Origin of the sequence: Paenibacillus bouchesdurhonensis (genome assembly GCF_900155685.1) — a bacterium.
GTDB lineage: Bacteria > Bacillota > Bacilli > Paenibacillales > Paenibacillaceae > Fontibacillus > Fontibacillus bouchesdurhonensis.
In genome coordinates, this window is record NZ_LT732548.1 from 2,945,963 (window position 1) to 2,962,860 (window position 16,898).

General features: G+C 51.0%; 1 protein-coding gene. It reads left to right on the forward strand.

The window, feature by feature from the left end; all coding sequences use genetic code 11:
- Positions 1-198 precede the first annotated feature (198 nt).
- Positions 199-16,893 carry an SDR family NAD(P)-dependent oxidoreductase gene (locus tag CZ379_RS17450; protein WP_456093808.1) on the forward strand — a complete coding sequence of 5,565 codons (16,695 nt, stop codon included), beginning with the start codon at positions 199-201 and terminating at the stop codon, positions 16,891-16,893.
- Positions 16,894-16,898 lie beyond the last annotated feature (5 nt).

Consider the following 16,898-nt stretch of genomic DNA (forward strand, 5'->3'; position numbering starts at 1 on the left):
CAAGAGGTCGCAAAACATGGCATGTCGATCAAAAAAGCTATGGAATTAATAAAGCAAGAGCAAAGCGAGGATTGGACGGCATACCGATACAGCGATAGGTATGTATCGGATCATCTGGTTTACGGAAAAGCCATTTTGCTAGGGGTAACATACTGTTCCGCGGGATTAGACGCTGAATTTGAGCGCAGTGATGGCAGGATGCCCCTAAGACTTTCTAGGTTTGTTTTTCGTAAGCCCGTTATAGTTGAACCTCAGCAAGAAGTTCTGATTCGGGCTGTTTCGGAGAATGAACGCACTGCTCGTCATATTGAGTTTCGTTCGGACGCCGAATCCACACCTGAGGTGGTGGCTGTCTATGAATTGAAGCAAGATCGTGGTGAAGGTCAGCTGAACTCAGAACCTATTGATATTGCGGAATTTATTAATTTTTCTGATCATGCGGTAGAGAGCCATACGATATATCAAAGAATGCGAGAGGTACAGGTAGAATTCGGCGATTCGTTAAGAACGGTACAGCGAGCCTGGATTCGCGGCAATGAAGTGCTGAGCGAGCTGAGATTGAGTTCGGAGCATTCTGATCACATATCAACCATACATCCCGTTTTTCTCGACGGGGCAATCGTAGGAAGCATGGCTCCTTATTCGGCTGCGGAACCAAAGCCCTTCATCCCGATGTCCATCGGGGAAATCGTCTGCTATGAGCGCTGCACAGGCTCTGTTTGCTACAGCCATGCTGAGCTGGTCAGGAGAAATACGGAAATACTTGTGATCAATGTGGCGATTTATTCTGAAGCAGGCCAGCTTCTGGTTCAATTGAAGGAAGTGACACTTAAACGGGCTGAGCTTGATAGTCTGTTGGATACGTATGAACCAGTGAAGAAAGCGGAGATTGCTGCTCCGCTTCTTTCCGCTGCCAACCAGCACGAACAGGAGGAAGAGAGTGAGCATCTTCTGGAGAATTTGTCTCAATATATCCAGAGGAAGGTCGGACAATTCTTGCCAGGCGTGCCTGTACCGTTAGATACAACTCGGAATTTTCTAGACCTGGGCGTAACCTCTAATGACTTGGTCAAGCTCGTTCAGGATATAGAAGCTGAGCTGAGCTTGGAGTTATATCCGACATTGTTTTTCGAGTACCAAAACATCGTCGAGGCGAGCCGCTACATGGCCGATCAGTATCGAGAGAAGCTGGAGCCATATTTTGAATCTCAGGCTGCCGCAGATCCTACGGCTCAGCTGAAACAAAGCGTGCAGTCCAAGCTTCTGGAGCTCGAAGAATTGCCTATCGCTAGCTCAAGCAATTCGGAAGCTGGCTCAACGTTGAAGCGGGAAGACGGAGACATCGCCATTATCGGAATGAGCGGACGCTTTGCCAAGTCGCAAGATTTGTTCGAATTTTGGGGGCATCTGCTTCAGGGCTCAGATTTAATTACGGAAATTCCGCAGGATCATTTTGATTATAAACCTTGGTTTAACCAAGACCCGGATATGAAGGATACAATGTACTCCAAATGGGGCAGTTTTATCGACGGTGTCGATAAGTTCGATGCTCCGTTTTTTAATATATCGCCGCGAGAGGCCGAAGCAATGGATCCACAGCTGCGCCTGTTGCTTCAAACCTTGTATCATACAGCGGAGGATGCAGGGATGATGCGCCGAATTCGGGGCTCCCATACCGGGATGTTTGTCGGAGCATGCTTCCAGGATTATTCTTCAGAGATGGGCAGGGTCGGCAAACCGGTCGAGCCTTACGACGGATCAGGCAATGCCCAGACGATGTATTCGAATCGGCCATCGTTCTTCTTTAATTTGACTGGCCCTAGCCTTTCCGTTGACACGGCTTGCTCATCTTCGCTGGTAGCCATTCATTTGGCATGCCAAGCACTGCGCAACGGAGAATGCGAGATGGCCTTTGCTGCTGGCATTAACTTGTTGCTTTCATCTTGGCATTATCGTTATTTTTGCAGCATTGGGGCTTTATCTCCGACGGGAAGATGCCACACCTTCGATAAACGTGCGGACGGTTATGTGCCCGGCGAAGGCATTGCAGCTATCTTGCTCAAGCCGTTAGAACAAGCTATTGCCGACGGTGATCGCATTCACGGGATCATTAAAGGATCGGCTATCAACCATGGCGGCTACACCCCATCCATTACAGCGCCGAGTATGAAGCTGGAGGCTGAGGTTATTCGGACTGCATGGAAGGCGGCCCGGATCGAACCGGAAACCTTAGGATACATTGAGGCTCACGGCACGGGTACAAGTTTAGGGGATCCGATTGAAATCAACGCGATTAAAGAAGCCTTTAAGAACTACACGGACAAGCAAGGTTTCTGTGCTGTAGGCTCGGCCAAAGCCCACATCGGTCATGCTGAGGGGGCGGCAGGCATTGCTGGCGTTATTAAAGCAGTGTTGTCCATTCAGAATAAGACCATTCCCGCGATGCCTCAATTGGAGGAAATAAATCCGTACATTGAGCTAAAAGGCTCTCCGCTCTTCATCAACCGAGAGCCATTGACATGGCCTTCAACTGATGCGCATCCGCGAAGAGCTGGAGTAAGCTCTTTCGGCTTTGGCGGCGCGTATGCACATTTAGTGCTTGAGGAGTATGTGGAGCAGCGCTTCGAACCTTCTGAGTCGAACGAAGCAGAGCCGCAGCTTATCGTTCTTTCGGCCAAGCAGCCAGAATCATTGCTGGCTCACGCCAAACAACTTAAGCAATTTTTATCAGCTGCATTGGATCCGCAATTAGACTTGCCGAGTATCGCTTCGACATATGTTTATGGCCGAGAGGAATTTGAATACAGGCTCGCCATCATGACCTCGTCCGTGCAAGATCTAATCTTCAAGCTTGGCGAATACATAGCCGGAAAATACGAAACTAATGCTGCGGTGATAACGGGTACGAAGCAATCTCAAATCTCTAGGGAATGGAAAGCAATACTGGAGCAAGCTTATCAGGAAAGAAATCTTCAAGAAATAGCGAACCTGTGGGTATGCGGGGCTTCCATTCAATGGGAGCGTGTTTGCCAGAGGCGTCAGCCATTAGGGTTGCCGGGGTATTGCTTTGAGGAAAGGCGGTATTGGGTGTTGGATCAGTATGCGGAAACCATAAAGCCTCAAGCGCCTACCAGGCTGAGCGTACTGCTAGATGCGAATCAGTCCACTTTGGATAAACAGAAGTTCCTAAAAATACTTACGGCCGAAGATGTGTTCTTACAGGATCATGTGATCCAGTCATCCCAAGTATTGCCTGGTGTGATTAGTTTAGAAATGATGCGTGCCGCAGCGCTTCTTGCCAATGATAAACGGGATGCGCTTTGCATTCAAAATTTCGAGTGGAGTCAGCCAATCGAAGTCAATTCAGGAAGCATGGAGCTATCTGTCGAGCTTAGCATACAGGAAGAAAAAATTTACGCTAGAGTGTACTCCATTGCATCCGATAGCATCAAGCTTCACGCTTCAGGAAATGTTCTATACGAATCCAGGCCGACAGACAGGAATGAAATCAGAGCGAAGACAATCGGGGCTAAAGATTTCCAACACGGAAAAATGATCACTGGTGAGATGTGTTACAGCAGACTTGCCCGACTTGGATTAAACATTGGTCCGAGTTTGCAGTCCATTCAGAAGCTTTATATCGACGGTAATCAGATCTTCGCTGAGCTCATGATCGATCAGGACAACAAAGATCAATACGAGGTTCACCCAGCACTGTTGGATGGTTCTATCCAAGCGGTCGTGGGATTTTCAGAACCGGACGATCACGTTTTGCATATTCCGTATTCTATTCAAAATGCCCGCTATTTTGCCAAGCTGGGAAGGAAGGCTTTGGCCAAGGTGACGCTAAATCCGCAAAGCAGCCGGTCAATTGCGGCTAAGGAAGTCGATATTGAGATTTTTAATGAAGAAGGAGAACTCGCTGTACGGTATGACGGATTGATATTGAAGCCGATGAGGCTGCTTGCTCCCGCAGCTGAAAAAGCGGAATTTGTCACCTTTGCTAACGATTGGATTGAGGTGGAGGCTTCCATTCAACAAGCAGTGACGAAGCCAAGGACGACACTGCTTCTGGCCGATCGACAAGACACCTCTATATTGGAGCGGCTGGCCCGCAAATTGGAGGCGAACGGTTGGAATGTCGCTCAAACAGCAGCGTTGGACGGAGCGGACATACTCGTGGAAAAATTGAGAGTCGAAGGCCTCAGCCCCGAATGCGTGATCGTTTTGCAGGGGGATCCGCAGCAAGCTGCAATCGGGGTTGAACAAGCTCAGCTCATCACTCAAAAGTTTACGCAGCTCCATCAGCTGACTCAATATTTGATTCGAACCCGAACGAATATTCCAATTTATTATTTGACCACAAGCCCGTTATTTTCAGGTGCAGCGCCATTTCTCCAAACCGCTGCTGAAGAGTCGGGCTTTTTGAAATACAAATATGTAGAATTGCTGTCCGAACAGCAGCTGGATGACGCAGTTATGGAAGTGGTTACGACGGAAGTATCCTCTGAGCGTGTGCGATTTCAAAGCGGTAAACGGTATGAGCGGAAACTTGCGCCTTTTGCTGGTTTGACCTCGGGGCCCCCGTTATTTCGCGATGGCGAGCTCTATCTAGTATCAGGCGGTTTTGGACAAATTGGTCGACGGCTAACAGAGCAAATACTTGAAGCTGCGAATTGCCGCCTCATACTCGCAGGACGTTCCGCAATGACTCAGCAGCTAATGGCCGAGATTAACGAGTTGAATTCACGAAATCCTCGAGCGGAGGTCGTTTACAAGACTTGCGATATAACGAATCCTGCGGAGCTTAATCGTTTGCTGGAAACCGTGCGCAAGGAATATAAGCCGATTGATGGTATCTTGCATTTAGCCGGACGAACGAGTGACTCGTTTATTGTCAATAAACAAGCCGATTCAATGCACTCGGTACTCGCTCCCAAAGTGACGGGAACGATCCTTCTGGATCGCTTGACTCAAAACGATCCGCTTCGTTTCTTTATCGCCTTTTCTTCTATTTCAGCGGTGCAAGGCAATGTGGGGCAGGGCGATTATGCTTTTGCCAACGCCTTTATGGACGCTTATGCGGAATGGCGAAATAGCAGGGTGCTAGAGGGCAACGGCTCAGGGACGATGATTTCAATCAATTGGCCTTACTGGGCAGACGGAGGAATCCGGATGTCCGACGAGGCTGTCGAGCGCCTTAAACAAACTTACGGTTGTGAACCGATTACGATCGAGCAAGGCTTCCAATATTTGAAGCGGTTGGAACTAAACGGGGCATCGCCTGTGCGCGTGGTTCTATATGGCGAACAACAGAAGCTTATGGCAAATGGGGAGGGCTTTTCCCAAGCGGCCAACAATGCTGTGAAGGTGCCGGCGGTCGAGGCGGCATTGAAAGAGCAAGGTCTCTTGGAAGAAGAGCTGATCGAGATGTTTGCCGGTATTATGAAGCTGGATGCAGCTTCCATCAAGCCATCAGCTTCTTTAATACAATATGGCCTGGAGTCGATCTCGATCTCGGAGTTTTCTAAAGAAATCTCCAATGCTTTAGGGATCTCGTTGATCCCATCCATATTTTTTGAAATCGACACGATTAGGGATTTGGCTCATTTACTTGTTTCACGTTACCGGGAAGCGTGCGAGCCTTATTTGTCCCTGCCTGAGGCAGCGAATAACGCTTCTGTGCCGGAACCAACGCCTATTGTAGCAGCAATGCCCGAATACCAGCAGTCGGACAAAGAAATGGGAATCGCAAGTGGCGGAAGCTCCTTCGGAGATAAGCCTGCACATGTATATTCGTCAGAGATTGATAAGGCGTCTGCAACGGAGGAGCCAGTGGCGATTATTGGAATTGCCGGAACCTTTCCTTCCTCAGACAGTCTTGAGCAGTTTTGGCAAGCGATAGAAGAGGGACGTAGCTTGATCGGCGTTGTACCCGAAGATCGTTGGGATTGGAAGCGGTATTATGGGGATCCCAAGAAAGAAATTAACAAAACAAAAGTTAAATGGGGAGGTTTTATTACCGGGGTTGACGAGTTTGACGCAGCCTTTTTCGGTATTTCGGCGCGCGAGGCGGAATTGATGGATCCGCAGCAAAGGCTCTTTTTGCGAACGGTTTGGGAGGTCATTGAGAATGCAGGATACAAAGCATCGGAACTTGCTGGGTCGAAAACGGGGCTGTTCGTAGGCGTAGGGAATTTCGATTATAGCGACCTTATGAAGGAAAAAGGCATCTCTATCGACGCTTATGCTGCCACCGGAATTGCGCATTCAATATTGGCCAATCGGATCTCCTACCTGCTTAATTTGCAGGGGCCTTCGATGCCTGTGGATACGGCGTGCTCAAGCTCATTGGTTTCTATCGACCATGCGGTTCAAGCTATTGCCCGGGGATACTGTGACATGGCGATCGCCGGCGGAGTGAATTTGATTCTAAATCCGAACATGACGATCTCCTTCGATAAAGCCGGCATGCTGAGCGAGGATGGACGCTGCAAAACGTTCGATAAAGCCGCCAACGGCTATGTTCGCGGTGAGGGAAGCGGGGCTGTGCTGTTAAAGCCGCTAAAGCGCGCCTTGGAGGAAGGAGATTATATTCATGCTGTCATTGTCGGCTCGAGTGTTAACCATGGCGGGAAGGTCAATTCACTCACGGTTCCTAATCCGCATGCTCAAGCTGAAGTCATCCGAGATGCGTATCGCCGGGCTGGTATTCGTTCGGACACGGTCAGCTACATTGAAGCGCATGGCACAGGTACACCGCTAGGCGATCCCGTAGAGATCCAGGGACTTAAGCATGCATTTCTAGCCGGAACTGAGACCCGCCAGCCTTATTGCGGCATCGGAACTGTCAAAACTAACATTGGGCATCTGGAGACAGCAGCGGGAATTGCAGGCATTCTGAAAGCTGTAATGGCTTTAACGCATAAAAAACTGCCGGCCAACGCAAATTTCCAAGAACTAAATCCATACATTGAGCTGGATGGCAGTCCATTTTATATTTTAGAACAGACAAGAGCTTGGGAGCCCCTACAAAGCAGCACAGGACAAACCATTCCAAGACGTGCAGGGGTGAGTTCCTTCGGGTTTGGCGGTGTAAATGCTCATATTGTACTTGAAGAGTTCGTACAGCAGTCCGATGTGCATAACGAGAAATTGGAACCGCAGTTGTTTCTGCTGTCTGCTCAATCCCATGAGCAGGTAAGACAATATGCCAAACAGCTTCTTTCAGCTCTTGATCTATTGCCGCTAAGGGAACCTAATGAAGCTTTGCTGCTTCAACGTTTGGCTTATACGCTGCAGATCGGACGAGAGGAAAAGGATTGCCGATTGACGATCATTGCTGAAAGTTTGGCAGAGCTTCGCGAGGAGCTTAAGCAGTTTATAGAAAGTGGAGAAGGGGATGCCAGACAAAAAAGGCGAATTTACCGGAAAGCAGATATGGGACAGCTCTTCTTGCTGGATTGGGATGAAGCCGATGAGATGATTGATCACATCGTAAGAAAGCGTGATCTAGTCAAATGCGCGAAGCTCTGGGTTCACGGCATCCATATTCCATGGAAATCCATGTATATCGGCCAGCGTCCTCGGCGGCTGCCGCTGCCAACATATCCGTTCTTACGCACGAAATATTGGCTTCCTGACAACGTGCAGCAAGTGAATGAAGGGAACACTCTTCACCAGCTGCTGGATCGGAATGTATCGAATGTACATGGTTTAGTCTACAGTAAACGTTTTTCAACCAGGGACTTTTATTTAAGGGATCATATCGTAGCACAATCCCCGCTGTTGCCAGGCGTTGCTTATTTGGAAATGGCTCTGGCCGGGGCCGAGCTAGCTAAGCCTGGCGGGAAGGTTGAACGACTCAATAGGATTGTCTGGACGCGTCCGATCGTATTGGATAACACCGATGGATCGCGTGTCGGCTATTTGAAACTGTCCGGCCAACAGACCGGGCCTCGCGTCAGCGTAGTGACTGAACAAGGGGAACAGAAATCGGAGAGTCATTTCCAATGCAAGGTTGAATATAAGCACGATGTGGATCACGAAATCATGCCTTCCACGGTGCTGCCAATCTCTGATATTCAGGGCAGATGCGTAAGCGAGCTGAGTGCAGAACAATTTTATTCGGCTTTCCAGGGTATCGGCTTGCAATTAGGATCAACGCTCCGCGCAATCCAGCATGTGCAGCGAAATGAACATGAGGTGCTAGCCGCCTATCGGCTGCCGGATGAATTAACAGCGAGCTTCCCTGAATTTACTTTGCACCCGAGCATCATGGATGCGGCAATTACATCGCCGAAGGGGATGTTGGGCGGCGATGCCAAGCAACTTTATTTGCCGTTTTCGATTGAGTCGTTAGAGGTAATAGCTCCTATCGCGGAGCAAGGATATATCTATACGAAGACGATCTCTGATCTAGACAGTAAAGGGAAGGCTGTGCGAAAATACGATATTTATATTGTGGATCGAGACGGGCATGCTTCGGTTCGTATCAGCCAATTCATGCCTAGGCCTTATGGGGCGATGGACAAGCTGCAATACTTAACCAATGAATGGCAGGCGTGCGATCCACCTGTATGGAAGGAGCCCGCTGCCTCAAGCCGCTTAGTGCTGTTTGCCCGCGATGAGCATGAATTTGAAGCCGCCCGCAACGCAAATCCGCTCACTGCTAACGCTGTGGTTATCGGGGTGCTTCCGGGTACGGAATTTGCAGTATTGGACGCTAATAAATCGTTATTCCGGGTAAATGTACGGTCAGCGGAGGATTTTACAAGGCTGTTCCGGGAAATAGGAGCCGCCGATGAATGGTATATCGCTTATGGCTGGGCTTTGCATCCGGTGGATAGTCCTACTTCAAGCGTGAAAGAGCAGTTTGTCAAAATCATGCAGCCCCTATTTGAATTGACACAAGCACTTCATCGAGAATCTGCACGATATGACATCTGCAAATTGGTATTGCTATATCAGGAGGATAGAGCCTACTTACCAATGCAGGCGCCTTTAGGTGCATTTCTTCAATCGCTCGTCAAGGAAAGCAGTAAATTCCAAGCAAAAATTGTAGGGTTGGCAGATGATAACTTCGTACAAGACAGAATGCTGCTTGGAATCGATGAGCTGTTCGATGAGCATTTTGATATTCGCCCGTTGCGTTATCGTGATCAGGCTCGTTGGATTCGTTCTCCACATATTCAAGAGCACAAGGAGGAAAGCCTGTCCGGCATATCAAAGCTCGATCCTATTCGCGCAGACGCCTGTTACCTTATTACCGGAGGACTTGGTCAGCTGGGAATGCTATGCGCCTCTTACATCGCAGACAAGGGAGGCAACCTGATTTTGGCGGGCAGAAGTGAGCCAAGCGAATCAGCGTTGCTTAAGATTCGCGAGTTGGAAGCGAAGGGTGTGACTGTTCGATACGTTCGCTGCGATTTGGCTCAAGAGGATCAAGTGCAACATCTTATTCTGACGATCCGCCAGGCTGGAGCCGGAACTTTGCGGGGGATTATTCATGCTGCTGGCGTGATCCGCGATAATCGATTCAGCAATAAGCGCTTTGCAGAGTTTGAAGACGTTGTAGGTGGGAAGGCGTTCGGCGCAATATGGCTGGACGAAGCGACGAAGCATGATGCTTTGGACTTCTTTGTTCTCTTCTCCTCCTTGGTCGGAATCACAGGAAATGCCGGTCAAAGCGATTATGCTTATGCGAATGCATGGTTAAATGAATTTGCCGATCACAGAGATCAATTAGTCAAGCAAGGAAAAAGACAAGGGAATAGTCTATCCATAGCTTGGCCGCTTTGGGAGCAAGGAGGAATGCAGATATCGGAGCAGCAAAAAGAGCATCTCAGCAAGACAATGGGACTTCAGCCGCTTCGACATGATGAAGGCGTAGTGTGTTTGGAGGAGTTATTAAGCTCGGATTTGTCGAATGTGATCGTATTTAAGGGTGATGCATCTAAGTGGATTGCAATGCAGCACCGCGTTCGAAACGTCAAAAACGAGCCATCAAAGGCACTACAGGAAGATGATCATCAATGGAACGAGCGGTATGAGGAAATCAATCGTTTAATGGCCAAGATTATTAAGCGGGAGGAAGCCATTGAACCTCAAAGGGATCTAAGCGCTTACGGATTTGACTCCATCACATACACGGAGCTGGCCAATCAGTTGAATGCCAATTACAGTATAGAACTTTCCCCTGCTGTCTTTTTCGAGTACCCGACCTTATCGGCGTTGTTCCAATACTTAAAAGCGAATCACGGAGAGGCTCTAGCAGGTACTGCATCTGTAAAGGCACTAGACACAGCGGGTCAAGATCACGGTTCGCCAACGTTCACGGCAAGCGAGGAAGAGGTTCCTATATGGAAAAGTGGCGAAACGTTAGCCGAATCGCTTGAGGATGAACAAATTTATGGAGTAAAGCCAGGCCAATCTCCAAAGGAAGCAGAGGCGGAGCCGATCGCAATTATCGGGATGAACTGTGTGATGCCCCAGTCGAAGGACGCTAAGCATTTCTGGGATCATTTGGCGGCAGGAAACGATCTTATTGAGGAAATCCCAGCCGACCGCTGGGACTGGAAAGCATATTACGGAGATCCGGACAGCGGAATCAATAAGACAATGGCCAAGTGGGGCGGATTTATTGATGGTGTTAGCGAGTTTGACGCCAGATTTTTTCGAATCAGTCCTAAGGAAGCGAGTCTCATGGATCCGCAGCATCGAATTTTTATCCAAACGGTATGGAAAACAATTGAAGACGCAGGTTATAAAGCATCGGATTTATATGGATCGAATACGGGGATCTTCGTAGGCATTAGCGGTTGGGATTACAATGAGGTTCTGCGCGAAAACAAAGAGAATGTTGAAGCGTTGTCTATTATCGGGATCGCGCATTCGGTTCTTCCTAATCGAATTTCTTACTTGATGGATTGGCACGGGCCTAGCGAGCCCGTCGATACGGCATGCTCAAGTTCACTCGTTGCCATTCATAAAGCAGTGGAGCAGCTTCGACTGCAAAACTGCGATTTGGCTGTTGCCGGGGGCGTTAATTTGATCATGTCTCCTGCGGTCAACATTTCTTTCAATAAATCAGGAATGCTTAGTCCTGACGGGCGCTGCAAAACGTTTGACAAGCAGGCTGACGGTTATGTTCGGGGAGAAGGTGCCGGAGCTATATTGTTGAAGCCGCTTAGCAAAGCTATTCGGGACGGCGACCATATTTATGGCGTTATTCGTGGCAGCGATGTAAACCATGGAGGCCAAGTTAACTCCTTTACCGTGCCTAATCCGAACGCCCAAGCGGAAGTGATTGAGCGGGCGCTGAATAAGGCGAACATTGATCCTCGGACAGTTACCTATATTGAGGCGCACGGTACAGGAACCAGTCTTGGGGATCCTGTTGAGATTGCGGGTTTGAAGAAAGCTTTCAAGATGAACGGTCTGAATGAGCGGGTGCCGAAGCCTTATTGCGGATTGGGAGCTGTTAAATCCAATATTGGGCATTTGGAGGCTGCCGCTGGCATTGCCGGCGTAATTAAAGTGCTGATGGCCATGAAACATAAGCAGCTACCGCCGACACTGCATTTTAAGGAGCTCAATCCTTACATCGGACTAAAAGACAGTCCGTTTTATATCGTTGATCAAGCCACATCATGGCTACCGCTGCAAGATGGGAAGGGCGGCTTCACTCCGCTTAGAGCAGGGGTGAGTTCTTTTGGCTTTGGCGGCGTGAACGCGCATGTTGTGCTTGAAGAATACCAGATGCCTATAACTCCGAGGGAGGAACAGATGCCTAATCCACCTTACCTGTTTGTCCTTTCGGCGAAGAATTCTGAGCGGCTAGAGCAGTATGCTGAATCGTTCAGACAATGGTTGACGGGATCTGGCGCTAATATTGATTTGAAAGATGTGTCCTATACGCTTCAGGTAGGCAGAGAAGACATGGAGGCACGATTAGCACTGCTGGCGGCAACCCGCGATGAGTTAATTAATAGTCTTACAGATTTCATGCTTGGAGTAGAGCGCCCGGGCTTGTTCGTTCGCAGATCAAGCAAACCTGCAGTGTCTGCGGAAATGGAACAAGAAGCGTTACGCATGAACGCTTTGTTGCGGAACGGATTCGCAGCTGTCCCCTGGGAGCAAGCGGCTATCTTATGGGTTGCTGGAGCAAAGCTGGATTGGAAGGAGCTCTATGATTCCAGCTTCAGAAGGGTTTCCTTGCCGACATATCCATTTGCCAAGGATCGGCATTGGGTGACTAAAGAGCAGTCCTCTACACGTCCATCTGATTCTTACTTAGCTTCAAGCGTAGCGCCGAATAAAGCTGAAGCGGCCGCTGCTCTGAGTTATGTCGGGCAAGAGAAAAACTGTTCGATTAGTTTGGATGACCAGACTTTCATGCCAGAATGGGTCGAAGCGGCCGCTGCGGAAGAAGAGAGGCCGGGAGACGATGTGCTAATCGTTGTCAATGAAGCGAGCCGGCCGCTGGGCGAAATGATCTTAGCCCGCTGCAGAAACGGTAAAGGCCGGTTGGTGGAGGCAGCGGCGCTACGGCAAGGAGCGTCGTTAGCAGAGGTGAAGCAAGCTGACCGCATCTACTTCTTAAGCGGTATGCAGCCTTTGCATGAAGCGGTGGAAGAGGAACGCTTCCTCAGGCAGGCCGAGGAGGAAGGCCTCCTCGCTTTATTCACCCTCATCAAGGAGCTCGATGCAAGCGGCAGCGAGCCGCTTGGGCGGCGTTTGACCGTCGTAACGGGCAACGTCAGCCGAATTGTGCCGACGGATCAGATTCAACCGAGCGGAGGCAGCCTGTACGGGTTCTTGAATGCGGCCGTGAAGGAATACGATTGGCTGCAAGGCGCCTATTTGGACATTGAAATCCAGCCGGATGGCACCGTGCCTGCGAGTACAGCGGAAGCTATTATGTCGGAGAAATGCGGCAAGGAGCTGGAGGAAGCCGGGCTTCGTCAGGGCCGGCGGTATGTGCGCCGCTTGTATCCCGTGCGTTTAAGCGCTCAGGAGCCAAGCCGATTCCGGCAGGAAGGTGTCTACGTTATCCTTGGCGGCAGAGGCGGAATCGGAACAGAGCTGGCTCGCTATTTGGGTCGAAGCTACCAGGCGAAGGTCGCCTTGATCGGCAGGAAGCCTGAACACTTGCTTACCGCGCAGGAGCAGCAGGAGCTTGAATCCATTGCTTCGGCGGGCGGACAGGTCAAATACGTGGCGGCTGACGGGGGCAGCGAGGCGGAGATGAAGGCGGCGATCCGTGAGGTGGAGGCGCAATTCGGCGCTGTGCACGGGGTTATTCATTCCGCGCTGGTGCTTAACGATAAGCTGATCCGCAATATGACGGAGCGCGAGCTTCGCGAGGTGCTGCGTCCGAAGGTGGACGGGAGCATTGGACTTTACCGGGCTTTGGCGGGCAAACCGCTCGACTTTGTGCTCTATTTGTCCTCGGTGCAGTCGTTTACGGGCATGCCGGGTCAGAGCAATTACGCGGCGGCGTGTACGTTTAAGGACAGCTACAGTCGGTACGTTGAGAGCAAAGAGAATTGGCGCGTCCGTGTGATCCATTGGGGCTACTGGGGAAGCGTTGGCGTGGTGGCCGGGAGGGAATATCAAGAACGCATGAGGCGTCAAGGTATTCATTCCATTGAGCCAGAGGAAGGCATGGCGTGTATCGAACAGTCGCTTAGCAATCCGGTAGCACAGGTGGTTATGCTCAAGGCGGATGCGCCAACACTTGCGCGTATGGGGATTCAGTCGAACCGTGAAAGGGTCGTGCTGGAGCCGAGCATCGGAGAGATTCATATAGGCTTTGAAGCTGATGAGGAGGAATTCTTGCAGATCGCAAGCGATCCGCAAGGCTTCCGGGAGCTCGAGGCCTACAGCCGCGCGAGGCTGCTGAAGGTGTATCAGGATGCGGNCCTTGGCGGCAGAGGCGGAATCGGAACAGAGCTGGCTCGCTATTTGGGTCGAAGCTACCAGGCGAAGGTCGCCTTGATCGGCAGGAAGCCTGAACACTTGCTTACCGCGCAGGAGCAGCAGGAGCTTGAATCCATTGCTTCGGCGGGCGGACAGGTCAAATACGTGGCGGCTGACGGGGGCAGCGAGGCGGAGATGAAGGCGGCGATCCGTGAGGTGGAGGCGCAATTCGGCGCTGTGCACGGGGTTATTCATTCCGCGCTGGTGCTTAACGATAAGCTGATCCGCAATATGACGGAGCGCGAGCTTCGCGAGGTGCTGCGTCCGAAGGTGGACGGGAGTATTGGACTTTACCGGGCCTTGGCGGGCAAACCGCTCGATTTTGTACTCTATTTGTCCTCGGTGCAGTCGTTTACGGGCATGCCGGGTCAGAGCAATTACGCGGCGGCGTGTACGTTTAAGGACAGCTACAGCCGGTACGTTGAGAGCAAAGAGAATTGGCGCGTCCGTGTGATCCATTGGGGCTACTGGGGAAGCGTTGGCGTGGTGGCCGGGAGGGAATATCAAGAACGCATGAGGCGTCAAGGTATTCATTCCATTGAGCCAGAGGAAGGCATGGCGTGTATCGAACAGTCGCTTAGCAATCCGGTAGCACAGGTGGTTATGCTCAAGGCGGATGCGCCAACACTTGCGCGTATGGGGATTCAGTCGAACCGTGAAAGGGTCGTGCTGGAGCCGAGCATCGGAGAGATTCATATAGGCTTTGAAGCTGATGAGGAGGAATTCTTGCAGATCGCAAACGATCCGCAAGGCTTCCGGGAGCTCGAGGCCTACAGCCGCGCGAGGCTGCTGAAGGTGTATCAGGATGCGGGATTGCTGCGCCGGGCTGAGGAGCAGTGGAGCCTGGAGGAGCTGAATCGTAAGATGGGCATCGTACCCAAATACGTAAGGCTCGCTAGAGAACTGCTGCGCATCCTGGAGCGCGGCGGTTATGTGCAGCTGGACGGCGAGCAAGTCCTCGTCACCGCTGCGGCGGAGAAAGGCGCCCTCGGGGTTGAAGAGAGAGGGGATCGACTGGAGACCGAATATGCGGAGGTGCGAAGTTACGTCAAGCTGATTGACGTCTGCATGAGCCAATATGGCGAACTGCTGCGTGGAGAAGTCGAGGCGACGGAAGTTCTGTTCCCGGACGGCAACATGGATCTCGTCGGCAATATATACAAAGGCAATCCGTTATCGGATTACTATAATCGCAAGGCGGCGGCATGGGTGCGTCGTTATGTAGAAGAGGCGCGCAGGCTGGTCAAAGGCCGCAAGCTCAGATTGCTGGAGGTTGGAGCCGGCACGGGCGGAACCTCGACCTTCATTCTGCCGGAGCTGCAAGGCTTTGCGGAAGATATCGAGTACGCCTACACCGATGTGTCTGAAGGGTTTGTTCGCTATGGAAAACGAACGTACGGCGAGGCCTATCCGTTTACCCGATTCAAGATGCTCGACATCGAGCAAGGCCCGAGCGAGGAGGAGCTAGGCGCATACGATCTGGTGATCGGCACGAACGTTCTGCACGCGACAGCGGACATGGAAATGACGCTTGCCAACGTGAAGCGATGCTTGCGTAAAGGCGGCGGTCTGCTGGTCAGCGAGATGGTGAAGAAAGAGGATTACGTTACGCTAACCTTTGGACTCTTGGACGGCTGGTGGCTGTACCGCGACGAAGGCAGACGGATTGAGAGCAGTCCGCTGNNNNTGGATCTCGTCGGCAATATATACAAAGGCAATCCGTTATCGGATTACTATAATCGCAAGGCGGCGGCATGGGTGCGTCGTTATGTAGAAGAGGCGCGCAGGCTGGTCAAAGGCCGCAAGCTCAGATTGCTGGAGGTTGGAGCCGGCACGGGCGGAACCTCGACCTTCATTCTGCCGGAGCTGCAAGGCTTTGCGGAAGATATCGAGTACGCCTACACCGATGTGTCTGAAGGGTTTGTTCGCTACGGAAAACGAACGTACGGCGAGGCCTATCCGTTTACCCGATTCAAGATGCTCGACATCGAGCAAGGCCCGAGCGAGGAGGAGCTAGGCGCATACGATCTGGTGATCGGCACGAACGTTCTGCACGCGACAGCGGACATGGAAATGACGCTTGCCAACGTGAAGCGATGCTTGCGTAAAGGCGGCGGTCTGCTGGTCAGCGAGATGGTGAAGAAAGAGGATTACGTTACGCTAACCTTTGGACTCTTGGACGGCTGGTGGCTGTACCGCGACGAAGGCAGACGGATTGAGAGCAGTCCGCTGCTCAACCGGGAACAGTGGGTCGAGCGATTGAGCGAGCAAGGCTTTGAGCGGGTGTGCATGCATAATCAGGGCAGTGGGCTAGAATCTCCGCAGGAGCTGATCGTTTCTTTCAGCGACGGGGTGATGGTTCAGGAGTATGGTTCGGAGTTCAGCGTTTCCGAGGCTCTGCTTGTGGTGAACGTACCGGAGCCGCCAGTTACTGCACGGGATGCAGGCGGGGGCGATCCACAATCGAACAAACCGAAGTATAAGGAGCAAGAAGTCGAAAAGGTACTCCTTGATAGTCTCTCTCTCGTGTTAAGTATGAATCGGGAGGATTTCGATTATGACACGCCTTTTGTGGAATTTGGGATAGACTCGATTTTGAGTCTTGAGCTCATTAAAGCGGTGAATGCTGGACTCGGAATTGAGCTGCGCCCAACGGAGCTTTACAGCTCTTCCAACATTGCTCTGCTGGTTGAGAAAATCTGCAGCGATTACATGATACAGCCAGCGAATTCTACCCAATCGGAGGATCATGCGGGAGCGTCCAGTTTGCCATCGAAGCAAAAGACGACCCCAATCGCTGTTAATCATCAACAACAAGACGAGCCTCGGAAACTAGACATGCTTGAGCAATTGACTAAGCTGTATGAAGGTCAGATTGGGATCGAACAAATCAAAATAAATGGAGAGTAGGCCAA